Genomic DNA, 25,739 nt, shown 5'->3' with positions numbered 1-25,739 from the left:
CAAACATTGGACGTCCGCCCCGCGCCGGCGGCAGTTGCCGGCTGGCCTATCGCCCCGCGGCGCCGGCGGCATCGCGGTTGCGGGCCGGCCGGCAGTCCCTGGATACTCAGACGGAAGATCGTTTCATGCGTGAGCTCGTGCTCCATTCCTCCGAGGCGCAGGCCGAGGCCTTGTCCGACGCGCTGCTGGAAGCCGGTGTCCTGTCGGTGTCTGTGGAAGATGCCGACCGCGACACCGACGCCGAGCAGCCGCTTTTCGGCGAGCCCGGCACCGAGCCGTCCGTGCAGGCGTGGGAACGCAACCGCGTGGTGGCGCTGCTGCCCGATGGCGCGGATCCCGCGCAGATCATCGAGGGCGTCGGCGCCCAACTGGGCGCCGACTATGCCGCCGTGCTGGCCGAGTGGTCGCTGCGCGACGTGCCGGATGCGGACTGGGTGCGGCTGACGCAGCAGCAGTTCGGCCCCATCCATATCGCCGAACGCATCTGGATCGTTCCCAGCTGGCATCGGGACGACCCCGGCGTTCCGGGACTCGGCCGGCTCGAGGACGCGGCCGGCGACATCCATATCGAGCTGGACCCGGGTCTGGCGTTCGGGACCGGCAGCCATCCGACGACCCACCTCTGCCTGGCGTGGCTGGAGGCGCATCTGGCGCCGGGGGCGACAGTGCTGGACTACGGCTGCGGATCGGGCATCCTGGCCATCGCGGCCCGCAAGCTGGGCGCCGGTCGCACCTGGGCGGTCGATATCGATGAGCAGGCCGTGATCGCCACGCGGGACAATGCGCGGGTGAACAATGTCGAACTCCTGGCCATGCTGCCCGATGAATTGGAAGAGGGCACCAGCGATGTCGTCGTGGCCAACATCCTGTCGAATCCCCTGAAAGTGCTCGCGCCGATGCTGTGCGGGCGCGTCGCGCCGGGCGGTTCGCTGGTCCTGTCCGGCGTGCTGGCACGCCAGGCCGAGGAAGTCTGCGCCGTCTACGCGCAGTGGCTTCCCATGTCGGTCTGGCGCGAACGCGATGGCTGGGTCTGCCTGCATGGACGCAGGGCCTGAGGGCCCGCACGGGATGGTGGCGCACATGGCCATGACCACACGCTGCCCGCATTGCGGTACCGCCTTCAAGGTGGTGGCCGACCAGTTGCGGGTGCGCAACGGCCTGGTACGTTGCGGGGTGTGCTCGCGGGTATTCGATGGCCATGCCTGCGTCGTGGCGGATGCTTCCGCACCGTCCGCCGCGCACAAGGCCGCCGCGCGTCCGGACGTGTCCGCGTGGCAGCAATCCGAGACCTCGCCCGTGCTGTCGGTCCGGGTACCGACGCAGCCTCCGGCATATCCCCCCGCGTCATCCGCGCCACCGGCATATCCGCCTGTGCCGCCGGTCGAGGTGCAGCCGCCGGCATATCCACCTGTGCCGCCGGTCGAGGCGCAGCCGCCGGCATATCCACCTGTGCCGCCGGCCGGGTCGCAATCTCCGGCATATCCGTCCGTGCCGCCCGTACAGTCGCCGCCTGCGGCGCCGCGGTCGCCGGCGCAGGCAGAGTCCGCGCAGCCGCCCATGACCGAGCCGCGGCCATCGCAACATTCCCCCGCGCCGTTCCATGTCTCGCCACGGCCCTATGCGCCGCCGCGGCATCAACCGGCGCAGTCATACGCCGCGCCGGAGGATGCCGCGCTCCCACCGGCCGTGCTGCGCGGCCGCGACGACCGCCGCCGTGCCGTATCCGAGCCTCGCGAACCGGTATTTTCGGCGCCGGCCCCGTCGTTCCCGGCGGATGCGGACGATGAAGACCATGTCATTCGCCATCGCGAACCCTATGCTGCCGATCCCCTCGATGACGATGAGTTCGACGAGGCCGCGCCGCCGGTATCCGATAGGGCTTTGCCGCGGGAAGACCGCGTCCGCCTCTACGCCGATCGCGACATCGCCGAGGACGACAGCCCCGGCTTCATTCCCGTTCCCGGCGAAGCCCGCACCCGCTACGACGACCTGACCGATGCCGGCATGGCGCCTCCCGTCTTCATGGATGAAGAGGTGCAGCGCCGGCGCACGCTGATTTCGCGCCTGTGGATTGCCGGCTGCCTGCTCGGCCTGATCGTGCTTGGCCTGCAGTGCATCTACATCTATCGCACCGCCATTGCGACCGCCGTCCCGGCGTTGCGGCCGGCCCTCGAAGCCGCCTGCGCGCCGCTGGGTTGCCAGGTCGGCTATGCGCGGCGCCTGGAGCGCATTTCGATCACGGCATCTTCGCTGCAGCCGCAAAGCGGTACCGCGGCGGACGACGCCGGCATGCGGCTGACGCTGCGCGTCACCCTGCGCAACCGTTACGACAAGCCGCAACCCTGGCCCGCGCTGGTTCTGCAATTGACCGATCTTTCCGATACGGTCGTGGTGCGCAAGGTGTTGCTGCCCGAAAACTACCTGCCGCCCGGCACGCGCGGCCCGTTCCCCGCCGGCGGCGAGCAAAACCTGGCCGTGCCGCTGCAGGTCGACGGCCTGCATGTGAACGGCTACCAGCTCGACAAGTTTTTTCCCTGATCTCTCTGGATAAAAGGATTTCCTACCATGGCAGCTCCGGTTCTGGTGTGCGGTTCCATGGCATTCGACACCATCGCGGTGTTCGAGGGCCGCTTCAAGGAACACATCCTGCCTGATCGCATCCATTCGCTCAGCGTTTCTTTCCTGACGCCGTCGATGCGCAAGGAGTTCGGCGGATGTTCCGGCAACATCGCCTACAACCTGAAGCTGCTGGGGGGCGACCCGGTACCGGTCGCGACCGTGGGCGAGGACGCCACGGGTTACCTGGAACGCCTGTCCGGGATGGGTATCGACGTCAGCTACGTCAAGGTCATTCCCCAGACTTTCACCGCGCAGTGCTTTATTACCACCGATCTGGACGACAACCAGATCACCGCTTTCCATCCGGGCGCGATGTCGTACTCGGCGGAAAACGACCTGACCGGCGCCCGCGCGCAATGGGCCATCGTCGCGCCTGACGCCAAGGAGGGCATGTTCGCGCATGCCCAGCGCCTGAACGCCGCCGGCATACCGTTCATCTTCGACCTGGGCCAGGCCATGCCCCTGTTCGATGGCGCCGACCTGCAGCGCATGCTGGGCCTGGCACAGGCGATGACCGTGAACGATTACGAAGCCAGCGTTGTCGAGCAGCGCACCGGCAAGACCATTGCCGAGTTGGCGCGCGGGCTGCGGGCCGTTGTCGTCACGCGCGGGGCCGAAGGTGCCAGCCTGTGGACAGAGGGTGCGGAACACACGATTGCTCCGGTCCGGGCCGAGGCGGTGGTCGACCCGACCGGTTGCGGCGACGCGCATCGCGCGGGCCTTCTGCACGGTCTGACCAGCGGCTGGAGCTGGCTGGACAGCTGCAAACTGGCCAATGTCATGGGCGCCATCAAGATTGCGTCGCGCGGGCCGCAAAACCACCAGCCCACGATCGGGGAAATTGGTAAGTTGCTGCAACAAGCCTACGGACTGCAATTGCCGGCGGCGGCCTAGGGTTGGAAGGGCTTCCGGTTGCTTTTATGCCGCGTCGGCCCCATCCCGGGGCCGAGAGGGTGGAATGGAAATTGGGGTGCGGCCTGAAACTTGCGTCAGGCGCGGCAGACTAAGCGAGAACAGTCGTTGCAACGTATTTCCCCGCCCGCAATTTCGGCGAGTCTCACCGAATCGCCGGGGTATTATCCGTAACGCTGGTATATACCGAACAGGAGCCCGCATCATCATGAACAATACCGCCCCCTCCGTTTCCTTCAGCCCCGCGCGGGTTCGCGGCTCGCGCACGGTTCGTTGGGTCGCCATCACCGCCGTGGTCGCATCGGTGGCCTTGGTATCCGGTTGCGCCAACCGCAGCGCGTCCAGTGCAGTCTATAGCTACGATCAGGCGCAACGCGAACAGATCGTACGCACCGGTGTAGTCACCGGCGTGCGTCCCATTACCATCCAGAACGACAAGTCCAGCGGCGCCGGTCTGCTCGCGGGCGGCGCGCTGGGCGGCGTGGCCGGCAACGCGGTCGGCGGCGGCAGCGGCCGCACCATCGCCACCGTCGGCGGCGCCATCCTGGGCGCGCTGGCGGGCAATATGGTGGAAAACCGCGTCGGTACGACCTCCGGCCTGGAAATCACCGTGCGCCTGGATAACGGCGAAACGCGCGTGGTTGCGCAGGAAGCCGACGTGCCTATCAGCGTGGGCCAGCGCGTGCAGGTCATCAGCGGTACCGGCCCGACCCGCGTCACGCCGATGTAATCGGCGCGCACGGCGGCGCGCGCGTGCCGCCTGCCCGGTCCATGTGGCAGCAATAGCACGGGGGCGGGGGCACACGGAACGCGCGCAAAAAGAAAGCCTGTCTTGTACGCAAGGCAGGCTTTTTCTCTTGGTGCCCGGCCCCGACATGCCGCCTTGCGGCTGGGGCCTTTCCGGGCAGCGCGGCAATCGCGGGCGGGCCGGCCGGCCCGCGGCGCGGCCGGGTGCGGCTGGCGGCTACAGGCCGAAAGCCGCGTATGTGACGCGGGTGATGACCATCAATGCCACCTGGGCCAGCACCAGCAGGACCAACGGCGAAAAATCGATCGAGGTACGCGGCAGGATGCGCCGTATGGGGTCGAGCAGCGGGTCGGTCAGGGCCTGCAGCACCGGCATCAGCGGCGCGCCGGGATTTACCCAGGATAGGACCGCCTGCGCCAGCGTCACCCAGACGATCAGGTTGAAGACCCACTTGACCACCGTCAGGAACGAAATGCCCAGTGCGATCGGCAGGGCGGACAAGGGGATGACCATGCCCAGCGACGTCACCCACATCAGCAGCAGGTAGATCAGGGCGGTCAGCCACGCGGCAATCAGCGTAGCCCAATCCACCGCGCCGCGCGAGGGCAGAATGCGTCGCAGCGGGTTCACCAGCCAGTTGGTGGCCTGGTAAATGAAGCGCGCGACGGGATTGAAGGGATGCATGCGAACCGCGTGCATCCATGCCCGTGCGATAAGCGCGGCGCCGAATAGAGTGAAGAGCGTATCGAGCAAGAAACGTGAGATGTCGCCGAACATGGCCGCCTGCTTTGTTGGTAAGTCGTATGAAAGGGGTCTTACGGCAGACCAATTGTCGCACGATGTCACGACCCGCGGCGTCGGCCTTTGTGCGCGCGCCGGCTTGCGCGCGCATGCAAAAAAGCCACCTGGCAGGGCCAGGTGGCTTTCGTACTACAGTGCTGCGGTGTCGACCTTACGGACGGCTACCGGTCGGGAACGGCCACGACGCGGCAGGGTTCAGTGCGGTCTTCGCGCCCGGGGCGGCAGCGGTCGAAGGCGGCGTGGCCGGCTTCTTGGCGGCAGCCTTCTTTGCAGCAGGCTTTTTGGCGGCAGGCTTTTTAGCAGCAGCCTTTTTCGCAGGAGCCTTTTTGGCGGCCGCTTTTTTGGCGGGCGCTTTCTTGGCAGCCTTCTTGGCGACCTTCTTGGCCGCTACCTTCTTGGTCGCGGCTTTCTTGGCCGGGGCCTTTTTGGCGGCGACTTTCTTGACTGCCTTCTTTGCTACTTTCTTGGCAGGCGCCTTCTTGACGGCCTTCTTCGCTACCTTCTTGGCGGCGACTTTCTTGACGGCCTTCTTGGCGACAACCTTCTTGACGGCAGTCTTCTTCACCGCTTTTTTGGCGGGGGCTTTCTTCACAGCTTTTTTGGCTGTGGCTTTCTTAACCGCCTTCTTGGCGGCCTTCTTGGCAGTTGCCATGGCATTGCTCCTTAGGTTCAGGGGTCCCAGAACTTAAACCCGTGCACCGTCCCGCCCTTCGGCCGAACGATGCCCGAGCTATTCATCGGCGCATACCACTGTCCCGTGCAGGCGACAGCTACATCGATGTGCGCTAATGAATGCGGCACTGCCATTTGATATGGCCCCCGCTCCTCATGGCGCGAGCCATTTCAAATGGCGCCGACAGGTGGCACGGCTATCCGCGCCACCTATCGCTACGTTGCTTCCGACACCCTGGCCCGGTTCATTCCCAGCTCAGCGTGCCTCCGGTTTGGTATTCGATGACTCGAGTTTCGAAAAAGTTTCGTTCTTTCTTGAGGTCGATCATTTCCGCCATCCACGGGAAGGGATTTTCTTCCTGTGGGAACAGTGCCTCGATACCGATCTGCTGGCAACGGCGATTGGCGATGAAGCGCAGATACGACTTGAACATCGGCGCATTCAAACCCAGCACACCGCGCGGCATGGTGTCTTCGGCGTAGGCGTACTCCAGTTCGACAGCCTTCAGGAAAAGAGCACGGATTTCTTCACGGAACTCGGGCGTCCAGAGGTGCGGATTCTCGAGCTTGATGGTGTTGATCAGGTCGATGCCGAAATTGCAGTGCATGGATTCATCGCGCAGGATGTACATGTACTGTTCGGCCGCGCCGGTCATCTTGTTCTGGCGGCCCAGCGCCAGGATCTGCGTGAACCCCACATAGAAGAACAGGCCTTCCATCAGGCAGGCAAAGACGATCAGCGACTTCAGCAGTTTCTGGTCGGCTTCCGGCGTGCCGGTATGGAAGTTGGGGTCCGCGATCGCTTCGATGAACGGGATCAGGAATTCGTCCTTGGCGCGGATGGACGGAATCTCGTTATAAGCATTGAAGATTTCCGATTCGTCCAGGTCCAGGCTTTCGACGATGTATTGATAAGCATGGGTATGGATGGCTTCTTCGAATGCCTGGCGCAGCAGGAACTGCCGGCATTCCGGAGCCGTGATGTGCCGGTACGTACCCAGCACGATATTGTTGGCGGCCAGGGAATCGGCCGTCACGAAGAAACCCAGGTTGCGCTTGACGATGCGGCGTTCGTCTTCGGTCAGGCCCGTGGGGTTCTTCCAGAGCGCGATATCGCGCGACATGTTGATTTCCTGCGGCATCCAGTGGTTGGCGCAGGTGGCCAGGTATTTTTCCCAGGCCCATTTGTACTTGAACGGGACCAGCTGATTGACGTCGGTCTGGCCGTTGATGATGCGTTTATCGGCAACCTTCACGCGTTGCGCGGCAGCCCCGGCCTGCGCGGCGGTGGACGCCGGCACGGCCGCGGGCAGCGCGGCATCGTCGAAGGCGCCCGTCGACGCCCGCGCGGGCATGCCGCCCGCCGGCTTGGCGGCGGTCTGGCCCGGTTGCAGTGCGACGTTGTCGTCTTCCCAATTGATCATGTGAAATTCTCCGGATGCGGTCGATTACTGGCAGGCTTCGCACTCTTCGAAACCGGGATCACCCGGCCTCATGGTGCAAACCGCTCCGACGATTTCAGGTTCCGGCAGGGCGGGCGCCGCGGCGGCCGAAGCCGTGCCGGTCTGGCCGCCCGAGGCGACGGCGTTCAATTCGCCGCCGCGGCCGGTGGATTTTTCCGCGCTGGTGGCGCCCAGCGTGCGCAGGTAATACGTGGTCTTCAAACCACGCAGCCACGCCAGCTTGTACGTTTCGTCGAGCTTCTTGCCCGATGCGCCTGCCATATAGATATTGAGCGACTGCGACTGATCGATCCACTTCTGGCGACGCGACGCGCATTCCACCAGCCAGCGCGGTTCGACTTCGAACGCGGTGGCGTAGATTTCGCGGAGTTCAGCGGGCACGCGGTCGATGCGGGATAGGCTGCCGTCGAAGTACTTGAGGTCGGCGACCATGACTTCGTCCCAAAGACCGAGTTTCTTCAAGTCGCGCACGAGGTATTCGTTGACGACCGTGAACTCACCGGAGAGATTCGATTTGACGTACAAGTTCTGGTAAGTGGGTTCGATGCACGCAGATACGCCAATGATATTGGAAATCGTCGCGGTTGGGGCGATTGCCACGCAATTGGAGTTACGCATGCCGTGCGCTTTGATGCGTGCACGCAACGCATCCCAATCCAATGCGGACGACATATCGACGTCGACATTGCCGCCGCGTTCTTCACGCAGCAGATTCAACGTGTCTTGCGGAAGGATGCCGCGATCCCACAGCGAGCCCTTGTACGTCGGATACGTGCCGCGCTCTTCAGCGAGTTCGCTGGAAGCGAGATATGCGTAGTAGCACACGGCTTCCATCGATCGATCGGCGAATTCCACCGCGGCTTGCGAGGCATACGGCACGCGCATCATGTGCAGGCAATCCTGGAAGCCCATGATGCCCAGGCCGACCGGACGATGGCGCTGGTTGGAGTCCTTGGCCTTCTTGACCGCGTAATAGTTGATGTCGATGACGTTGTCGAGCATGCGCATCGCCACGCCGATGGTGCGCTTGAGCTTGTCCAGATCCAGCTCGTAGCCGCCGTTGGCGGTGGGCTTCATGTGCGCGACCAGGTTCACCGAACCCAGGTTGCACACCGCGATTTCCGACTCGTTGGTGTTCAGCGTAATTTCCGTGCACAGGTTGGAGCTGTGGACCACGCCGACATGCTGCTGCGGCGAGCGGATGTTGCACGGATCCTTGAACGTGATCCAGGGATGGCCGGTTTCGAACAGCATGGACAGCATCTTGCGCCACAGCGTGAGCGCCGGCATCTTTTTGTAAAGCTTCAACTCGCCGCTGGCCACGCGGGCTTCGTAGCCCAGGTAAGCCTGTTCGAACTCGCGGCCATATTTGTCGTGCAGGTCGGGGCAGTCCGACGGCGAAAACAGCGTCCACTCGCCACTTTCCATGACGCGCTTCATGAACAGATCGGGGATCCAGTTGGCGGTGTTCATGTCATGAGTGCGGCGGCGTTCGTCGCCGGTGTTCTTGCGCAGCTCCAGGAATTCTTCGATGTCCAGGTGCCACGTCTCCAGATAGGTGCACACGGCGCCCTTGCGCTTGCCGCCCTGGTTCACCGCGACCGCGGTGTCGTTGACGACCTTCAGGAAGGGAACCACGCCCTGGCTTTCGCCGTTGGTACCTTTGATGTGGCTACGCAAGGCGCGTACCGGCGTCCAGTCGTTGCCCAGGCCGCCCGCGTATTTCGCGAGCAGCGCGTTTTCCTTGATGGCGTCGTAGATGCCTTCCAGGTCGTCCGACACGGTGGTGAGGTAGCACGACGACAGCTGCGAATGCAGGGTGCCCGAATTGAACAGGGTGGGCGTCGAGCTCATGAAGTCGAAGGACGACAGGATCTCGTAGAACTGGATGGCGCGCGCTTCGCGATCGACGCCGGGTTTCGTTTCGCCCAGCGCCAGGCCCATGGCCACGCGCATGTAGAAGACCTGCGGCAGTTCGATGCGGCGGCCACGGATGTGCAGGAAGTAGCGGTCGTACAGCGTTTGCAGGCCCAGATAGCTGAACTGCAGATCGCGTTTCGCATCCAGCGCGGCGGCCAGGCGCGGCAGATCGAATTGCGCCAGCTTGGTGTCGATCAGGCCGCCTTCGATGCCGCGCGAAATGAACGTCGGGAAATAATCGGCATAGCGCTGCGCCATCTGCGCCTGCGAGACTTCCTCGCCCAGCACTTCCTTGCGGATCGTGTGCAGCAGCAGGCGCGCGGTGACCTGGCTATAGGCCGGGTCTTTTTCGACCAGCGCGCGCGCGGACAGGATGGCCGACTTGTAGACTTCATCGACCGGGATGCCGTCGTACAGATTCTTGACGGTTTCCTTCAGGATGGCTTCGGCATCGATATAGTTGGACAGCCCCACGCCGGCGGCTTCGATGGTGGCGCGCAGTTCGGCCAGGTCCAGGGGGCGCTTCACGCCCTGGTCGGTCACGTTCAGGACATGCTCGGGCTGCGCGGCGGCGGCCGGCGGGGTGTGCTCGGCGGCGCGCTCCTGCGAGCGCTTCTCGCGATACAGCACGTAGGCGCGGGCGACATCGTGTTCGCCCGAGCGCATCAGCGCCAGTTCGACCTGGTCCTGGATTTCCTCGATATGGAAAGTGCCGCCATTGGGGCGGTTGCGCATCAGGGCGTTGACGGCCTGGCGCGTCAAGGTGTCGACGAGTTCGCGCACGCGGGCGGATGCGGCGCCCTGGCCGCCGTTGACGGCCAGGAAGGCCTTGGTCATCGCGATGGCGATTTTGCTGGGTTCGAAACCGACCACCGCGCCGTTGCGCCGGATAACCTGGTAACCGGCCCATTGGCCGGAAGCAGGTGTCGGTTGATCATTGTCGGAAGGCGGCACGGCGCTCGGCCGAGTCACAGAGGCGATCGAAGTGTGCTGCATGGAAGCTCCTGTGCGTAGTAGAAAGCGCGAGTGACGTCGCGCTCGGGTGTTCGAATATGGTGGAGGAGGGAGGTGGTTACCAAAGGACGCAAGTAGGCCGGAAACGCATCCAGCCCAAGTCCTAACCACAAGATGTTGTGTCTTACCCCGACCCCAGGCCCAATTCTAGTGGTGGATGGGGATGGCTACAAGCGTGAAGCGGAACGCGATACTTCTTTAAGTTGTTACGAAGTATATCGCCGGGGCGTTACCTTGTCCGACGGCGAAGTGCCTGCTTCGCCAGCCCCGTATTGTCGCACGGACGGGGCCGGCCGCTGCTTGACGGGGCCGGCCGCTGCTTCATTGCGGCGTAATCCCCGCCGTCGCGATCCACTGCTTCCAGCGCTCGGCGTCCTGCCGCACGAAGGCGTCGAACTGCGCGACATCCATGCGTTTGGGTTGCAGGCCGAGACGGCTTAGCTTGCCGTGGACTTCCGGATCGTCGACCGCCTGCGCCAGATACCGGTTCATCGCCTGGACGATGGGTTCCGGCGTGCCCGCCGGCGCGGACAGCCCCAGCCAGCCCAGTACCACGAAGCCGGGGTAGTACGAAGCCATGGTGGGCACCTTAGGCCACGCCGGATGGGCCGCTTCGCCCGTGACGGCGATGGCGCGCAGGCCCTTGCCGTCGATCTGGCCCATTGCCGTCAGGTAATCCACGAAGGCGAAGTCGATCTGCCCGCCGCGCAGATCGGTAATGATCTGCGTGACGTTCTTGTAGGCGGCGCCGTCTATCTGCAGCGCGCCGCGCGCCTTCAACAATGCCGACGGTACCTGCGACGACGAGCTGTAATAGCCGTAGAACACCTTGCCCGGGTGCTGTTTCGCGTAATCCACCAACTGGGGCATGGTCTGGAAGGGGCTGCCCGGCGATACCACCGCGACCGATCCGAATGTCCCGAGCATGCCCACCTGGCGGAAGTCCTTCAGCGGGTCGTAGGGCAGGGACTTATACAGATAGGGATTGGCAGCCTGCGTGGAGTTGGTCGACAGCAGGAACGTGTAGCCATCGGCTGGCGCCGACTTCACCGCGTTGGTGCCGACGATGCCACCCGCGCCGGGGCGATCTTCCACCACCACGCTTTGGCCGGTCTTGGCGCCCAGATACTGGGCGAATGTACGGGCCGTCAGGTCGGCCGCGCCGCCGGCGGCAGAGGGCACAACGATGGTCACGGTGCGTGCCGGCCATTCCGAGGCAACTGCCGGCGTTGCCATCCAGGCGCCGCATATCGCGAGCGCCGCCAACAGCTTTTTATGCGTCTTCAAGGTTGTCTCCCCAGTTGTGCGCGGTGGCGATGAGGAAATCCCATCGTCATTCCCGTGCGTCTCCATATGGTGGTCTCTATATATATAGCGATCGCGCCGGCGCCGCGGCGGCCATGCTACGGATCAGCCGGGAAAATGGCGCTCGTACCAATCGCGTATCGCCCCTGCGCTTTCCCGCCAGCCGCGTGCGTACATCATGCAATGGGGCATGTCCGGCAGCAGGCGATATTCGAAGCCATAGAGATCGGCGACGGCCCGGTCCTGGCCCGGCGGATGCCGCGCGGCGTCGTCCTGGCCCGCTTCCAGGCACAGGCCCGGCGCGTCGATCGCCTGCGCAGGGATGGTCAGCCGCAGCAAATAACGGTCGTTCATGGCTTCGGCGCTTTCCGGGCACAGGCGGGCGGCGACCGCGGCGACCGCCTGCCGCTCCATGTCCCCCGTGAATCGCCTGCGTATGTCGTCCAGGCCGGGCGGCGGCCGGCTGGCGCCAACCGGCACAGGGTCCAATGTCCGCGCGCCCGGTACATTGGCCGGCGGCGAAGGGGCCATCAATACGATACCGGCGGTTTTGCGTTGGGTGGCGGCAAAGAGCGCCGGCAGGGCGCCCATGCTGTGTCCCGCCAGCACGATCGGCCCCTCGATCAGGTCCATGGCCTGCGCGACGCATACGCCGAAGGCGCCGACACCATGGCGATGGTAGTCCGGCCCCTGCGGCAGCCCGCCATGGCCAGGCAGGTCCAGGGCCGCGCAGCCGATGCCCAGGGCGGCGAAGTACTCCAGGTAGCCCGCATAGCACCAGGCGCCATGAAATGCGCCGTGCACGAAAAGCAGTGTGGGCCTGCCCGCCCTGCCGCGTGCGCCGACGACCAGCCGGCCCTCGCCGGCCGGCAGCGGCGGCATTCGATCGAGGAGCGTGAAGTCCGGAAGAGAGGCGGAGGAGAGCGTGACGGCGTCCATGCGGCGAATGGTAGGCCGCGGCAGGCGATGAGAAAAATTTATTTTTTCTATCCGATAATAAGTCCGGCAAATACACCAGGGCCACGCCATGAGCCAGCTTCCGGATCTTTCCATCGCGCATTACCGGCATTTCCTATTGGTGGCGGAGCTCCGCAGTTTCCGCGCGGCAGCGGCGCGCGCATTCCGTTCCCAGCCCGCCTTGTCGCTGTCCATCCGCGAGATGGAGCAACGCCTGGGGCAGCCGTTGTTCGAGCGCGGCGCGCGGGTAAGCCTGACGCGCTTCGGCGAGTCCTGCCTGCCGCTGGCGCGCGAACTGGTCGATCATCACGACCGAGTGGCCATGAGCATCGGCGGCATGGCGCGCAGCGAAACGGGCCTGCTGACGATGGCCGCCGTCGCCACGGCCGCCTCGCTTTGGATACCCGACCTGGTCGCCCGCTACCGTGCCGCCCATCCCGACGTCGCGATGCGGCTCTACGACGACAATTCCGAAGGGGTGGAACGCATGGTGCTGGCGGGGCAGGCCGAATTGGGCATATGCAGTCCGGTCCTGAGCGACAAGCGGCTGGTATTCGACCCGTTGTGGCGGGACGAATTCGGCCTGGTCTGCCGCGACGATCATCCCTTGGCGGAGCGGGCGTGGTTAACGTGGAAAGAGGTGGCCGGGCTGCCGCTCATCGGTACCGTGGCGCATCGCCAGTTGGCCGGGCATCGGGCGGCGGCCTTCATGATGAACCTGCCTGTCTTCGTGTCTCACATGATGTCGTTGACCGCGATGCTGGAGCGAGGCGTCGGCGTTACCGTGCTGGCGGAGCTCGGCAAACCGCCCGACGCACGCAATCTGGTCTTCGTGCCGCTGCGCCGCCCGCGCATCGGCCGTGTCTTGGGGATGACCCGGCTGGCGGGTCGCACGCTGTCTCCGGCGGCATCCGTCATGGAGGCCCTGTTGCGCGAGACGGCCGCGACGTCCGCGCATGCCGCCTGATCCCGGCCTGCCCGCCAATCCTCGCGAATCGCCGGACGATGTTGCGCGTTACGCACAACTACCGCATTGCGGGCGTCTATGTTGGGCATGGGCGTTGCGTCTTGCCGCCGCGATATTCAGAATCGAAATATCGCACCGATGCGTTCCTTTTCCGCGCAATGCGGATATCTCGGTGGCCTGTGAGGATTTCATGAGCAGTGCATTTTCGCGTTTCGCCGGCGTAGCCTGCGCCGCGTTCGTTCTGGCCGGTTGCGCAATCAAGAAAAACGAATCGCCCCATCCGGCGCCCCAGCCGCCTTCTCCCCCCAAGCCCGTGGCCTGCGCCGCCAGCGCCGGCGCGGATGCCCTGGCGGGAACGTGGTATTCGGTCTCCACGCCGCGCGGCGTGGGCGGCACGCAGCAAACCCTGCTGGTGCTGGCGCCGGACGGCAAGATGCACTATCGGACCCAGCTCAAGATCCGCAACAAGGCGCGGCCCGGGCTGGACGAAACCGGGTGCTGGACATTCGCCAACGGCGTGTACACCATGCAGACCACCGAATCCAACGGCGATCCCGTCGATCTGTCGGATCCGATCTACACCAACCGCTACCGGGTGGAAGCGCTCGACAAAAGCACGCTGGTCCTGCGCGACGAGAAGCCGGGCGGAGAAGTGCTGAAGGCGCGCAGGATGCCCCCGGGGTACATGCTGCGCTGAGATCCCGGGCAGCCCTACGCCAGCGCGCGTTCCAGGCGGCCCAGGACTTTCTCCCTGCCCAGCAGGGCGAGCACCGCATCGATGGCCGGCGTCTGGGTCTGGCCCGTGACGGCCACGCGCAAGGGAATGGCCAGTTGCGGCATCTTCATGCCGCGCGCCGCCAGTACGCGCTTGATGGCGGCTGACAGGGCCTCTTTGGACCAGTCGCCGCCATCGGCCTCGCTGGCGAATTCGCGCAGGGCCTCGCGGGCCGGCTCGGTCAGATGCTGCGCCGCCAGTTCCTGCGGCACGCCGCCGAACGGCCCGCAGAACAACATGGCGCCGTCGGCCAACTGCTCGAGCGTTTCGGCGCGATCTTTCAGCAGCGCCATGACGGCGGGCAGGTCGGCCGCGGCGGGATCGCCGCCACGCCGCGCGATGCGTGCCGCGACACGTCCGGCCAGGTCGGCATCGGCCATCTGGCGCAGGTAGTGGGCGTTGACCCAGTTCAGCTTCTTCGGGTCCCATTGCGACGCGGATTTCGACAAATGCCGCGTATCGAACCATTCCACCAATTGATCGCGGGTGAAGAGCTCGTCGTCGCCGTGGCTCCACCCCAGGCGGGCCAGGTAGTTGATCATGGCTTCCGGCAGGTAGCCGTCCTTGTCGTATTCCATGACGCTGACGGCGCCGTGGCGCTTGGACAGTTTTTCCCCATCCGGTCCCAGGATCATGGGCACGTGGCCGTATTCGGGCAATTGCGCGCCCAGCGCACGCAGGATGTTGATCTGGCGCGGCGTGTTGTTGACGTGGTCGTCACCGCGCAGCACATGGGTGATGCCCATGTCCCAGTCGTCCACCACGACGCAGAAGTTGTAGGTCGGCGTGCCGTCCGGGCGCGCGATGATCAGGTCGTCCAGTTCGCCGTTGTCGAAGCTGATCGGTCCTTTCACCATATCGTTCCAGCTGGTGGCGCCCGTCAGCGGGTTCTTGAAGCGGACCACCGGCTGGCGGCCTTCGGGGATGGCCGGCAGCGTCTTGCCCGGTTCCGGCCGCCACGTGCCGTCATAGCGCGGCTTCAGGCCCTGGGCGCGGGCGCGTTCGCGCATGGCTTCCACTTCCTCTGGGGTGCAGTAGCAGTGGTAGGCCGTGCCCGCGGCCAGCATCTGGGCCACGACCTCGCGGTAGCGGTCCATGCGGCGCATCTGGTAGAAGGGCCCTTCGTCCGGCTGCATGCCCAGCCAATCCATGCTGTCCAGGATGGCCTGCACGGCTTCCGGCGTCGATCGTTCCACGTCGGTGTCTTCGATGCGCAGGATGAACACGCCGCCATGGTGACGGGCGAACGCCCAGGAAAAAAGCGCCGTGCGCGCGCCGCCCAGATGCAGGTAGCCGGTGGGCGAGGGGGCGAAACGGGTGCGGACGCGGGAAGGGGAAGTTTGGGTCATCGGAAAGCCGGCTCGGTTATCATATTGCGCAATAGCGGCATTTTAGTTCCATGTCGCCGCATGCCATCGCGACGCATGAAACAGATGTAGCCCGACCAGGGACGCCGCGGATCCGGCTCCGCCGGCGTCGCCCCCTTAAGGGGGAAGCGTGCAGCGCTTCGGGGGGGCCCAATCCCTATGCTTCGACACGCACTGGCTTCGCTGTTCGACCCGCGTTCCCTGCTCATCATCGCGGACCGTCCCTTGCCGGGCACGGCGATCCTGCCCGCGGCCCTGCGTGCCCGCACCACCTCGATCGACTGCGCGCCGGGCGTGGCCCCGGACATTCCCGAACGCCTCGCCGGCCTGGACGCCGGCGAACGGCCGGACCTCGCGCTGGTATGCGTGGCGCCCGCGGTCTTCGCCGAAACCCTGCGCCGCCTGGCACCACGCGCCCCGCGTGCCCTGATCGTGCTGCCGCACGAACAACCCGACCCCTATCCGCGCGGCACCATCGCCCTGTGCCAGGCCTGGGCCCAGGAAAACCGCTGCAAGCTGCTGGGGCCGCGCGCCTTCGGCGTCCAGCGTCCGCATGCCAGCCTGAACTTCAGCCAGCATCCCTCGCTGGCGCGCGCCGGGCGCGTCGCGCTGGTGGCACAGTCGCGTTCCATCATCGCCGCCGTCATGGATTGGGCCGAGGACGTGCATTTCGGCTTTTCCACGGCGATCGCCCTGGGCGACGAGGCCATCGTGGGACTGGGCCCGGTGCTGGACTACCTGGCCACGGATCCGCGCACCGACAGCATCGCGCTGTATCTGGAGGACGTCGGCCCCGCCCGGCCCTTCATCAGCGCGCTGCGGGCGGCGGCCAGCGCCAAGCCAGTGGTGGTGCTCAAGGCCGGCCGCGGCGACGATGACGATGCCGTTTTCGATGCGGTGCTGCGGCGCGCCGGCGCGGTGCGCGTGCGTTACTTCGTGCAGTTGTTCTCGGCATTGAAAGTGCTGGGCTATGCAAGGCGGCCGCGCGGCCGGCGCGTCGCGCTGTTCTCCAACGGGAGCGGGCCGCCGCAGTTGGCGCTGGACCTCATCGGCCCGGATGCCGCGGTGGCGCGCGCCGAGCTCTCCCCGGCAACGGAGCGGGCGCTCGAAGCGCTGCTGGAACCCGGGTCGGCCGTCGCCAATCCCGTCATTACCCATGCACCGCTGACGCCGGACGTGGCGCAGGCGGTGCTGGACACCCTGATCGACGATACGGGCGTGGACGGCGTGCTGGTGCTGCTGGCGCCGGACGCGCTGGCCGACCTGCGCGCGGTGGCGCAACGGTTGGCGCTGATCGCGCCGCGCGCGCGCAAGCCCGTCGTGTCCTGCTTCATGGGCGATGCCGGCATGCGGCCGCTGCGGCGCATGCTGGACGACGCCGGCACTTCGGCCTTTCGCACGCCGGAATCGGCCGCCGATGCGTTCGGCGTGCTGTCCACCCACTACTACAACCAGCAACTGCTGCTGCAATCGCAGCCGCCGCTGCCGCAGGGGCCGCAGCCGGACATGGCAGCCGCGCAAGCCATCGTCGACGCGGTCCGGCGCGACGGGCGCCATGCGCTGGGGCCGGCCGAAACGCGGGATATCCTGGCTGCCTACATGGTGCCGATACAGGACACCATGCCCAGCGGCGCGTTCGAGCCTTTGTCGCGTCCCATGGCGATACGGGTCCACCGCGATGCGCGCTTCGGGCCGGTGATCCGCTTTGCCGCCGGCGGACCCGATGCGGTGCTGAGTCCCGCCGACCGCGGCATGGATCTGCCCCCCCTCAACGGCTTCCTCGCGCAGCAGCTTATCGAACGCAGCCGCTTGTGGCGCAAGGTGCTGGCGCATCGCATGGGGCTGGCCGCCTTCGAAACCCTGCAGCAGGCGCTGGTGCGGGTGTCCGAATTGATCACCGACGTGCCGGACATCGAAGCGCTGGACATCGACCCCCTGTACGCCGGCGAGGCCCGGCTGTACGCGCGGTCCGTCCGCGTGGCGTTGACCCGCCAACCGGCCACGCCGTGCCCGCATCTGGGCGGCTATCCGCACATGGCCATCCATCCCTATCCGTCGCGGCTGGTGCAGGTGCGCCACTTCGCCGACGGCACGCCCTGGGTGGTGCGGCCCATCCGCCCGGAGGACGCGGATGCTTTGCAGGCCTTCATCCGCGACCTGTCGGAGCGTTCGCGCTACATGCGTTTCGTATCGATGATGCGCGAGCTGACGCCACGCATGCTGGCCCGGTACACGCAGGTGGATTACGACCGCGAGCTGGCCCTGGTGGCCACCACCGAGCTGCCCAACCCGGCCCATCGCGGCCATCGTCACGACGCCGTGATCGGCCTGGCCCACTATCTGCGCAACCCGGACGGCCGTGGCGCGGAATACGCGCTGGTCGTGGCGGATGCATGGCAGGGCCGCGGCCTGGGCCGTCAATTGATGACGCTGCTGATCGACGCGGCCCGCGAGCAGGGCCTGGAATATATCGAAGGCCTGGTGCTGGCGGACAACCGGCCCATGCTGCGGCTGATGACCAGCCTGGGCCTGAAAAACGACCCGGAGCCGGAGGACCCGTCCCTGCGGCGCGTGTGGCTGGACCTGGGGCGGCCGGCCGCCGGCGCTACTTGAGGACTTCCATCAGGAAATCGCGGATATCGGCGATTTCCTCGGCGCACACGGAGTGCTGCATGGGGTAGGTGTGCCAGCGAACGTCGTGGCCCAGCGATGTGAGCATGTCGCGCGAGGCCGTGGCCCGCGCGATGTTGACCACCGGATCGTATTCGCCATGGGCCAGGAAAATCGGCGTGTCCGCGTTGGCGCCGTGGCGTTCCGCGGACGCGGCGTCCAGCAGCGGCAGGTAGCCGGACAGCCCCATCATGCCGGCCAGCTTTTCCGGTAGCCGCAAGCCGGTGTGCAGCGTGACCGCGCAGCCTTGCGAGAAACCGGCCAGCACGATGCGCGAGGTGGGAATGCCGCGGGCGTTTTCGCGCGCGATCAGGGCGCGCACGGCGGCCTCGGAGCGCCGGATGCCGGCGGCGTCCTCGCGGCGCACCAGGTCCATGACCAGGATGTCGTACCAGGATCGCATGTGCATGCCGCCGTTGATGGTGACCGGCTGCACCGGCGCGTGCGGGAAGACGAAGCGCACGGCGGGGGCGGCGGGCAGCCGCAATTCGGGGACGATGGGCGCGAAATCGTTGCCGTCCGCGCCCAGCCCGTGCAGCCAGATCACCGCGTGCGTGGGTTGCGGGCCGGTCTCGAGTTCGATGCAGTCCAGCAGTTCGGAGGGGGTATCGGAGGTCATGGGGCAGGGCTATGAGGTCGGGCTTGCTCGGGCCGTGGGCGTTCAGGACTGCAAAGTCTTCAGGGCCTGGAACAGCGCCCGGTAGTGCTTGCGCTTGGGCTCCTGCCCTTGCGCCAGGCTGGCGTTGGCGCGGGCTTCCTTGCGGGCCTCGCGGATCAGCGTGCGCAGATGCTGGGCATCGCTGCCCGGGTTGCGGGCCAGCAGGTCGGTCAGCGCGTCATCGTCCTCCAGCAGGCGGTCGCGCAGGCTTTCCAGGCGATGCATCGCCGCGGTTTCCTCGCGCGAGCCGTTCTCCCAGGTGTCCAGCTGGCGCCGGATGTCGTCGGCCGGCGCGTCGCGCATGAGCTTGCCGACGAAGTGCGTCTGGCGGCGCAGCCCTTCGCGGCTGGTGGTGCGCTGGGCTTCGCGGATGGCGTCGTACAGGCGTTCGGCCAGGGGCAACTGGCGCAGTCGTTCCGGGGACAGCCCGATCAATTGCTTGCCAAGATCCGTCAGGGCAAGCATTTCGCGCTTGACCTGGGATTTGCTCGGGCGGTCGTAGCCGTCGTCCTCGTCGCCGGCGGACTCGGTTATTTCTGACATTGTAGGAACAGCAGGTTTGCGGACTTGGCTATGATACCCGTCTCTCTCAAGCGAGTTTCAATGGTCACCTATTCTTCTTCCCTGCCGGTCGCCGAAAACCAGGCGCGATTCAGCGAACTGGTCCAGAGCGTCCTCGCCCACGCGCGCAAGGTCGGCGCCAGCGACGCCGTCGCCGAAGTCTCCGAAAGCCTGGGGCTCTCGGTATCGGTGCGCAAGAACGATATCGAAACGGTAGAGCAGACGCGCGACCGTTCCCTGGACGTAACGGTCTACGCCGGCAAGCGGCGCGGTTCGGCATCCACCTCCGATTTCTCCGAGGCGGCGCTGCGCGAAACCGTGGAAGCCGCCTGGCACATCGCCAGCCATACGGCGGAGGACCCCGCGGCGGGGCTGCCGGACGCCGATATGCTGGCCCGCGACTATCCGGACCTGGCCCTGCACTATCCCTGGGTCATCGGCACGGAAGAGGCCGCGGAACTCGCCCTGCGCGCCGAACGCGCGGCCCGCGCCGTCGACGCCCGCATCACGAACACGGAAGGCGCCTCCATCGGCACCTTCGAAGGCCAGTTCGTGATGGGCAACACCCGTGGCTTCCTGGGGGGCTATCCCTATTCGCGCCACAGCCTTTCGGTGGCGCCGATCGCCGGGCGCGGCAATGGCATGCAGCGCGATTACTGGTACAGCAGCGAACGCAATGCCGCCAATCTGGCCGAGCCGGAAGCGGTCGGGCGCTACGCGGCCGAACGGGCCCTGTCGCGCCTGTCGGCCCGCCGCATCCGCACCGGGAAATTCCCCGTGCTGTTCGAAGCGCCGCTGGCGCTGGGGCTGCTGGGGGCGCTGACGCAGGCGGTCAACGGCGGCGCGCTGTACCGCAAGGCCAGCTTCCTGCTCGATAGCCTGGGCAAATCCATCTTCGCCGATCACATCGATATCGCCGAGGACCCCCATGTCCCGGGGGCCATGGGCAGTTCGCCCTTCGACGACGAAGGCGTCATTACGCAGGCCCGCAACGTGGTGACGGCAGGGGTGCTGCAGGGCTATTTCCTGTCGACCTACACCGCCCGCAAGCTGGGCATGCGAAGCACCGGCAACGCCGGCGGATCGCACAACCTCACGCTGCGCTCGCGCCTGACCCAGCCGTCGGACGACCTGCCCGCCATGCTGCGCAAGATGGGCACCGGTTTTATGGTGACGGAGCTGATCGGCCAGGGCGTGAACTATGTGACCGGCGATTATTCGCGCGGCGCCTTCGGCTACTGGGTCGAAAACGGCGAGATCCAGCATGCGGTGCAGGAAGTCACGATCGCCGGCAATCTGCAGGACATGTTCCGGCAAATCGTCGCGGTGGGCGCGGACACCATTGCCCGCGGTACGAAATCCACCGGGTCTATCCTGATCGAGCAAATGGCCATCGCCGGGGAATAATACGCAGGCCCCGCGCCTTTCCCCGGCCGGCGATGCGGCGAAAACGTCGCGCTTGCGCGGGTTTGGGGCCGTCTCGGGGTTGCAACCCGCAACAAATAACGCAATTCGAGTAATAATGGCGGACTTGCCCACGCCGGCCCTGCCGGCGTGGGCCTGCTCATCAGCGAGGCGCAGACCCTCGCGCACATATATAACGCCCGTGAGAGAGGCCTTCCCATGAAGACGACATACCAACTGCTGGCTGCCGTGGTGGCCAGCGCCTTCCTGCCCGCCGCGCATGCGGCCGACATCAAGCTGGGCATGGCCGAAGCCTTGTCCGGCGGTGCCGCCCAGTACGGCATCTCCATCCGCAACGGCTTCCAACTGGCCGCGGACGAAATCAACGCCGCGGGCGGCATCAACGGCAACAAGATCGCCCTGGTGATCGAAGACGAGCAAGGCAAGAAAGAAGAAGCCATCAACGTCTTCAAGAAACTGATCTTCCAGGACAAGGTCCTGATGACCTTCGGCCCCACGCTGTCGAATTCCGCGCAGGCCGCCGACCCCATCGCCCAGGCCGCCAAGACCGTGGCCTTCGGTACGTCGAACACCGCGGACGGCATTACGTCCATCGGCAACTACATCTTCCGCAATTCCGTGACCGAAGCGGACGTGCTGCCGGCCACACTGACCACCGTGAAGAACAAGGTGGGCCTGAAGAACGTCGCCGTCCTCTATGGCAACGACGATGTCTTTACCAAGAGCGGCTACGACAACTTCAAGAAGGCGCTGGAAGACCTGAAGATCCCGGTCACCACCACGGAAACCTTCGCCAAGGGCGACGTCGATTTCAAGGCGCAGCTGACCAAGATCAAGGGCACGAATCCGGATGCCATCGTCCTGTCGGCCCTGCTGGCCGAAGGCGGTCCCATCATGGTGCAGGCTCGCCAGCTGGGGCTGAATGTGCCCGTCATCGGCGGCAACGGCATGAATTCCGTGAAGATCTTCGAACTGGCGCCCGGCGCTGCGTCCAACAACCTGTGGATCGGCAGCCCGTGGTCCATCGAGAACAAGACGCCGGAAAACACCAAGTTCATCGACGCCTACAAGGCCAAGTACAAGATCGCGCCGGACCAATTCTCCGCGCAGGCCTATGACGCCATGTACATCGTCGCGCAGGCGCTGAAGAAGGTGCAGCTCAAGGGCGACCTGGCAGCCGACCGCGCCGCCCTGCGCGACGCGCTGCCCGCCGTCCAATGGACCGGCGCCACCGGCGCGTTCAAATTCCGTCAGGCCAAGGATCGTGCCGGCAAGCCTGCCGGCTACGACGCCGAACAGGCGCCGATCATCAGCAAGACGGAAAACGGCAAGTACGTCATAGAGAAGTAACCCCTGCGAGCGAGCGCGGCTCCCGCCGCCTCCGACGCCTTGCGGGCTGCGCCTGCCGCGGTTCGCAAGGCGTTTTCGATTCGGATGTCCCGGTATGTTGGAACAACAATTCGTCAATGCCCTATCCCTGGGCTGCGTGTACGCCCTGTTCGCCCTGGGCTTCACGCTGGTCTTCGGTGTGCTGGGCATTATCAATCTGGCGCACGGCGCGGTCTTCATGGTCGGTGCCTACGCGGCCCTGTCCATCATCACCAGGCTGGGCATTCCGCTATGGATCTCGCTGATCCTGACTTTCGTCGTCGCCGGCGCGCTGGGCGCCCTGATCGACTGGCTGGTCCTGAAGCCGCTGCGGCGCCGCAACGCGCCCCATCTGATACCCATGATTGCCACCATCGGCGTGGGCATCGTCCTGAACAACGGCATCCAGGGCATCTACGGCGCCAATAACCTGCGCTTTCCGCCGGGCGTGGTGCCCGACGGCTCGATGGTGATCGCGGGGATACACGTCACGGCGATCGAGCTGGCGATTATCTTCCTGTCCTTCGCCCTGATGGCGGTGCTGATGCTGGTCATGCGCCGCACGCAGTTCGGGCGCGCGCTGCGGGCGATCGCCGAATCGCCCAAGGCCGCCTGGCTGCTGGGCATCAATGTCGAGCAATTGTTCCTGCTCACTTCCTTCCTGGCCGGCGGCCTGGGCGGTGTCGCCGGCCTGCTGATCGGCCTGTATTCCAATGCGCTCTACCCCCTGATGGGGCAGCCCATGCTGCACAAGGGCATTGCCGTCATCATCCTGGGCGGCATGGGCGATATCCGCGGCGCCATGCTGGGCGGCCTGTTCCTGGGCTTCGCCGAAGTGCTGTCCGTCGCGTACATCGGCTCGACCATGCGCGATGCCGTGGCCTTCGGCCTGCTCTTCCTGATCCTGCTGGTGCGCCCCCAGGGCCTATTCGGCAAAGTGGTGCAACGCAAGGCCTGATTGATCATGACTGCATTCGATAGTTTCTGGGCCATCTACGGCAATGTGGTGCTGACGCTGGGCACCAACGCCCTGTTGGCATTGTCGATCTGGCTGACGCTGGCCTGCGGCATGCTGGCCATGGCCAATGCCGCCTTCATGGGCATCGGCGCCTACACGGCCGCCATCCTGACGATGAATTACGGCATGCCATTCGGCGTGGCCCTGGCCGGCGGAATGGCGGCGCCCGCCCTGGTCGCGGCCCTGATCGGGTTGCCGACGATACGGCTGTCGGGCGTGTACCTGGCCATGGCCACGCTCGGCTTCGGCGAGGTGGTGCGCGTGGCGGTGCTCAATACGGAATCGCTTACCGGCGGCGCGCTGGGGCTGAACGGCATTCCGCAATCCACGCAATGGTGGCACGTGCTGGTGGCCGTCGTGGTCGTATTGCTTCTGCTGTGGCGGGTACGGGCCTCGAAGGTGGGTCGTGCCTTCGATGCCATCCGGGGCGACGAGACCGCGGCCGGGCTGATGGGCATCAACGTGCGCGCCAACAAGATGCTTGCTTTCATCATGGGCGGCGCGATCGCCGGCCTGGCCGGCGCGTTGAACGCCCATCTGACCTTTTTCATCGGGCCGGGCGAATACGGCTTCGATCGCGGTGTGGAAATCCTGACGATGGCCATACTGGGCGGCATCGGCGGCCTTGCCGGCCCGGTGCTGGGCAGCTCCATCATCACCCTGTTGCCGGAAGTGTTGCGCGGTTTTAGCGATTTCCGGCTGGTCGCCAACGGATTGATTCTTGTGCTGATCGTGTTATTCCTGCCGCAAGGCATCTGGGATCCCGTACGTTTCGCGCGCTGGACGCGCAGGGGGGCCAGGCGCCATGCTTGAACTCGCTTCCATCTCCATGCGATTCGGCGGCCTGCATGTGTTGCAGGACGTCAACCTGCAAGTGCCCGAGGGCGCCATCTTCGGACTGATCGGCCCCAACGGCGCCGGCAAGACGACGGTGTTCAACATCATCACCGGCCTGCTGCGCCCCAGCGGCGGCCAGGCCCGCTTCGCCGGCCAGAGCCTGGTCGGCATGGCGCCGCACCAGATCACGCGCGCCGGCATCGCGCGGACGTTCCAGAACATACGCCTGTTCAAGGAAATGACGCTGCTGGAAAACGTGGTCGTCGGCGCCTATCGCCATATGCACTACGGGGTGGCGGGCATGCTTTTCAGCCTGCCCGGCTTCCGTCGCCACGAGGCCAGGGCGCGCGAGCGCGCCCTGGAATTGCTGTCCTGGATGCGCCTGGACCACAAGGCGCACGACCTGGCCGACAATCTTTCCTATGGCGAGCAGCGCCGCCTCGAACTGGCGCGGGCGCTGGCCACGGAACCCCGCCTGCTCCTGCTGGACGAGCCCGTGGCCGGCATGAATACCGGCGAGCGCGCCGAGCTGATGCACGAAATCGAGGCCATCCGCCGCCGCGGCTACACCATCCTGATGATCGAACACGATATGCGCTTCGTCATGGGCCTGTGCGAAACCATTGCCGTGCTCAACTTCGGCAAAATCATCGCCAGCGGTCCGCCGGAGGTTATCCGCGCCAATGAGCAGGTCATCGAAGCCTATCTGGGCCGCGACGACGAGGAAGACGCCGCGCGGGAGGTAAGCGCATGACCGCCATGCTTGAAATCCGCGGCCTGGAAGTGAACTATGGCCACATCGAAGCCGTGCGCGGCGTCGACATGTCCCTGCAGGCGGGGGAAATCACCGCTTTGGTCGGCGCCAACGGCGCCGGCAAGTCCACGACGCTGCTGGCGCTGTCCGGCCTGCTGCCCAAAGCCGCGGGTTCCGTGCACTTCGAAGGCGAGGACATCACCCGCCTGGCGCCGCACCAGATCGTCGCGCGCGGCATCGTGCAGGTACCGGAGGGGCGGGCGATCCTCACGACCATGACGGTGCGCGAAAACCTGGAACTGGGCGCCTATCGGCGCGGCCGCGCCGACACCAGCGCCGACCTGGACTACGTGTTCAATCTGTTCCCACGGCTGAAAGAGCGGCTGGACGGCATCGCCGGCAACCTGTCGGGCGGCGAGCAGCAGATGCTGGCCATCGGCCGCGCGCTCATGGCCAAGCCGCGGTTGCTGCTGCTGGACGAACCGTCCATGGGGCTGGCCCCCATTGTCGTGCAGGAGATTTTCCGCGCCCTGCGCGCCATCAATGCCGACGGCCTCACCCTGTTCCTGGTGGAGCAGAACGTGCGCCAGGCACTGAAGGTGGCCGGTCACGGCTACGTCCTGGAAAACGGCGCGCTGGCACTGACCGGCACCGGACGCGAACTGCTCGGCCATCCCCGGGTGCTTGAGGCCTATCTGGGCGCATAGCCTGGGGCCGCACAGCAGGGCGGCAGCGAAGGGCAGCCCGTCCATGGCGGGCCGCCCGCCGCCACAGCATGGCCCCTGTGGCTCCCGTGTTCCCCGCTGCCGGGTGATGTGGGGGGGGCGGCGGTCCGGGCGGCCCCGGGGTGGCCCTCAGGTGCCGGCCGCTCAAACTTTGCGCGTTTTCATGCTAGAATCGACGACTTTCCCTTATTTCGACCGGCACG

General features: G+C 65.8%; 22 protein-coding genes. 13 read left to right on the top strand and 9 right to left on the bottom strand.

Annotation, left to right across the window (positions count from 1 at the left end):
• Positions 1 to 125: 125 nt before the first annotated feature.
• The 4 genes from prmA (at position 126) to CAL28_RS25280 (ending at position 4,261) form a co-directional block, all read left to right on the top strand.
• Positions 126 to 1,055: a 50S ribosomal protein L11 methyltransferase gene (gene prmA, locus CAL28_RS25295; RefSeq protein ID WP_094843879.1), complete on the top strand. Its 930-nt coding sequence runs from the start codon at positions 126 to 128 to the stop codon at positions 1,053 to 1,055.
• A 25-nt stretch (positions 1,056 to 1,080) separates the two neighbouring features.
• A complete protein-coding gene (locus CAL28_RS25290; protein WP_094844850.1) occupies positions 1,081 to 2,538 on the top strand; it encodes a DUF3426 domain-containing protein in 1,458 nt (485 codons plus the stop codon).
• Between the two features lie 27 nt (positions 2,539 to 2,565).
• The gene (locus CAL28_RS25285) at positions 2,566 to 3,513 is read left to right on the top strand and encodes a carbohydrate kinase family protein (protein WP_094843878.1); all 948 of its coding nucleotides are present in this window, start codon (positions 2,566 to 2,568) and stop codon (positions 3,511 to 3,513) included.
• 226 nt (positions 3,514 to 3,739) lie between these two features.
• On the top strand, positions 3,740 to 4,261 hold the full coding sequence (locus CAL28_RS25280; RefSeq protein ID WP_094843877.1) for a glycine zipper 2TM domain-containing protein: 522 nt from the start codon (positions 3,740 to 3,742) through the stop codon (positions 4,259 to 4,261).
• Between the two features lie 234 nt (positions 4,262 to 4,495).
• Here the strand turns inward: CAL28_RS25280 and CAL28_RS25275 are convergent, their stop codons facing one another.
• From CAL28_RS25275 to CAL28_RS25250, 6 genes are all read right to left on the bottom strand, one after another.
• The gene (locus tag CAL28_RS25275; protein WP_094843876.1) at positions 4,496 to 5,056 is read right to left on the bottom strand and encodes a YggT family protein; all 561 of its coding nucleotides are present in this window, start codon (positions 5,054 to 5,056) and stop codon (positions 4,496 to 4,498) included.
• A gap of 175 nt (positions 5,057 to 5,231) precedes the next feature.
• Complete coding sequence (locus CAL28_RS25270) at positions 5,232 to 5,732, bottom strand: histone H1-like DNA-binding protein (RefSeq protein WP_094843875.1); 501 nt, start codon at positions 5,730 to 5,732, stop codon at positions 5,232 to 5,234.
• A 265-nt stretch (positions 5,733 to 5,997) separates the two neighbouring features.
• Entirely contained in the window at positions 5,998 to 7,176 is a 1,179-nt protein-coding gene (locus tag CAL28_RS25265) for a ribonucleotide-diphosphate reductase subunit beta (RefSeq protein WP_094843874.1), read from the bottom strand.
• A gap of 24 nt (positions 7,177 to 7,200) precedes the next feature.
• Positions 7,201 to 10,131: a ribonucleoside-diphosphate reductase subunit alpha gene (locus CAL28_RS25260; RefSeq protein ID WP_094843873.1), complete on the bottom strand. Its 2,931-nt coding sequence runs from the start codon at positions 10,129 to 10,131 to the stop codon at positions 7,201 to 7,203.
• Between the two features lie 339 nt (positions 10,132 to 10,470).
• On the bottom strand, positions 10,471 to 11,436 hold the full coding sequence (locus tag CAL28_RS25255; RefSeq protein ID WP_254926227.1) for a Bug family tripartite tricarboxylate transporter substrate binding protein: 966 nt from the start codon (positions 11,434 to 11,436) through the stop codon (positions 10,471 to 10,473).
• Between the two features lie 123 nt (positions 11,437 to 11,559).
• Entirely contained in the window at positions 11,560 to 12,393 is an 834-nt protein-coding gene (locus CAL28_RS25250) for an alpha/beta hydrolase (protein ID WP_094843872.1), read from the bottom strand.
• Between the two features lie 88 nt (positions 12,394 to 12,481).
• On the opposite strand from CAL28_RS25250, the gene CAL28_RS25245 reads away from it, so the two are divergent.
• Both CAL28_RS25245 and CAL28_RS25240 read left to right on the top strand, forming a co-directional pair.
• Complete coding sequence (locus CAL28_RS25245) at positions 12,482 to 13,378, top strand: LysR family transcriptional regulator (RefSeq protein ID WP_094843871.1); 897 nt, start codon at positions 12,482 to 12,484, stop codon at positions 13,376 to 13,378.
• A gap of 190 nt (positions 13,379 to 13,568) precedes the next feature.
• Positions 13,569 to 14,075 carry a hypothetical protein gene (locus CAL28_RS25240; RefSeq protein WP_094843870.1) on the top strand — a complete coding sequence of 169 codons (507 nt, stop codon included), beginning with the start codon at positions 13,569 to 13,571 and terminating at the stop codon, positions 14,073 to 14,075.
• 14 nt (positions 14,076 to 14,089) lie between these two features.
• Here the strand turns inward: CAL28_RS25240 and gltX are convergent, their stop codons facing one another.
• Entirely contained in the window at positions 14,090 to 15,502 is a 1,413-nt protein-coding gene (gene gltX, locus CAL28_RS25235) for a glutamate--tRNA ligase (RefSeq protein WP_094843869.1), read from the bottom strand.
• A gap of 177 nt (positions 15,503 to 15,679) precedes the next feature.
• On the opposite strand from gltX, the gene CAL28_RS25230 reads away from it, so the two are divergent.
• Positions 15,680 to 18,133, top strand: a complete 2,454-nt coding sequence (locus tag CAL28_RS25230) for a bifunctional acetate--CoA ligase family protein/GNAT family N-acetyltransferase (protein ID WP_094843868.1) — start codon at positions 15,680 to 15,682, stop codon at positions 18,131 to 18,133.
• Here CAL28_RS25230 and CAL28_RS25225 read toward each other — a convergent pair.
• Both CAL28_RS25225 and yjgA read right to left on the bottom strand, forming a co-directional pair.
• The gene (locus CAL28_RS25225) at positions 18,126 to 18,809 is read right to left on the bottom strand and encodes an alpha/beta hydrolase (protein ID WP_094843867.1); all 684 of its coding nucleotides are present in this window, start codon (positions 18,807 to 18,809) and stop codon (positions 18,126 to 18,128) included. The genes CAL28_RS25230 and CAL28_RS25225 overlap by 8 nt on opposite strands.
• A 42-nt stretch (positions 18,810 to 18,851) precedes the next feature.
• Entirely contained in the window at positions 18,852 to 19,391 is a 540-nt protein-coding gene (gene yjgA / locus CAL28_RS25220; protein ID WP_094843866.1) for a ribosome biogenesis factor YjgA, read from the bottom strand.
• 60 nt (positions 19,392 to 19,451) lie between these two features.
• On the opposite strand from yjgA, the gene pmbA reads away from it, so the two are divergent.
• The 6 genes from pmbA to CAL28_RS25190 all read left to right on the top strand — a co-directional run bounded on the left by pmbA (position 19,452) and on the right by CAL28_RS25190 (position 25,518).
• A complete protein-coding gene (pmbA, locus tag CAL28_RS25215) occupies positions 19,452 to 20,816 on the top strand; it encodes a metalloprotease PmbA (RefSeq protein WP_094843865.1) in 1,365 nt (454 codons plus the stop codon).
• A 216-nt stretch (positions 20,817 to 21,032) separates the two neighbouring features.
• The gene (locus CAL28_RS25210) at positions 21,033 to 22,184 is read left to right on the top strand and encodes an ABC transporter substrate-binding protein (protein WP_094843864.1); all 1,152 of its coding nucleotides are present in this window, start codon (positions 21,033 to 21,035) and stop codon (positions 22,182 to 22,184) included.
• A 94-nt stretch (positions 22,185 to 22,278) separates the two neighbouring features.
• Positions 22,279 to 23,160: a branched-chain amino acid ABC transporter permease gene (locus CAL28_RS25205; protein ID WP_094843863.1), complete on the top strand. Its 882-nt coding sequence runs from the start codon at positions 22,279 to 22,281 to the stop codon at positions 23,158 to 23,160.
• Between the two features lie 6 nt (positions 23,161 to 23,166).
• Positions 23,167 to 24,033, top strand: coding sequence for a branched-chain amino acid ABC transporter permease (locus CAL28_RS25200; protein ID WP_094844848.1), 867 nt, complete (start codon positions 23,167 to 23,169; stop codon positions 24,031 to 24,033).
• Positions 24,026 to 24,811: an ABC transporter ATP-binding protein gene (locus CAL28_RS25195; RefSeq protein ID WP_094843862.1), complete on the top strand. Its 786-nt coding sequence runs from the start codon at positions 24,026 to 24,028 to the stop codon at positions 24,809 to 24,811. The genes CAL28_RS25200 and CAL28_RS25195 overlap by 8 nt, the downstream gene beginning before the upstream one ends.
• The gene (locus CAL28_RS25190; RefSeq protein ID WP_094843861.1) at positions 24,808 to 25,518 is read left to right on the top strand and encodes an ABC transporter ATP-binding protein; all 711 of its coding nucleotides are present in this window, start codon (positions 24,808 to 24,810) and stop codon (positions 25,516 to 25,518) included. Before CAL28_RS25195 ends, CAL28_RS25190 begins: the two co-directional genes overlap by 4 nt.
• Positions 25,519 to 25,739 lie beyond the last annotated feature (221 nt).

Source organism: Bordetella genomosp. 11 (assembly GCF_002261215.1).
Classification (GTDB): domain Bacteria; phylum Pseudomonadota; class Gammaproteobacteria; order Burkholderiales; family Burkholderiaceae_B; genus Bordetella_C.
The sequence above is the reverse complement of the archived record's forward strand: the minus strand, read 5'-3'. Positions and strand labels throughout refer to the sequence as shown.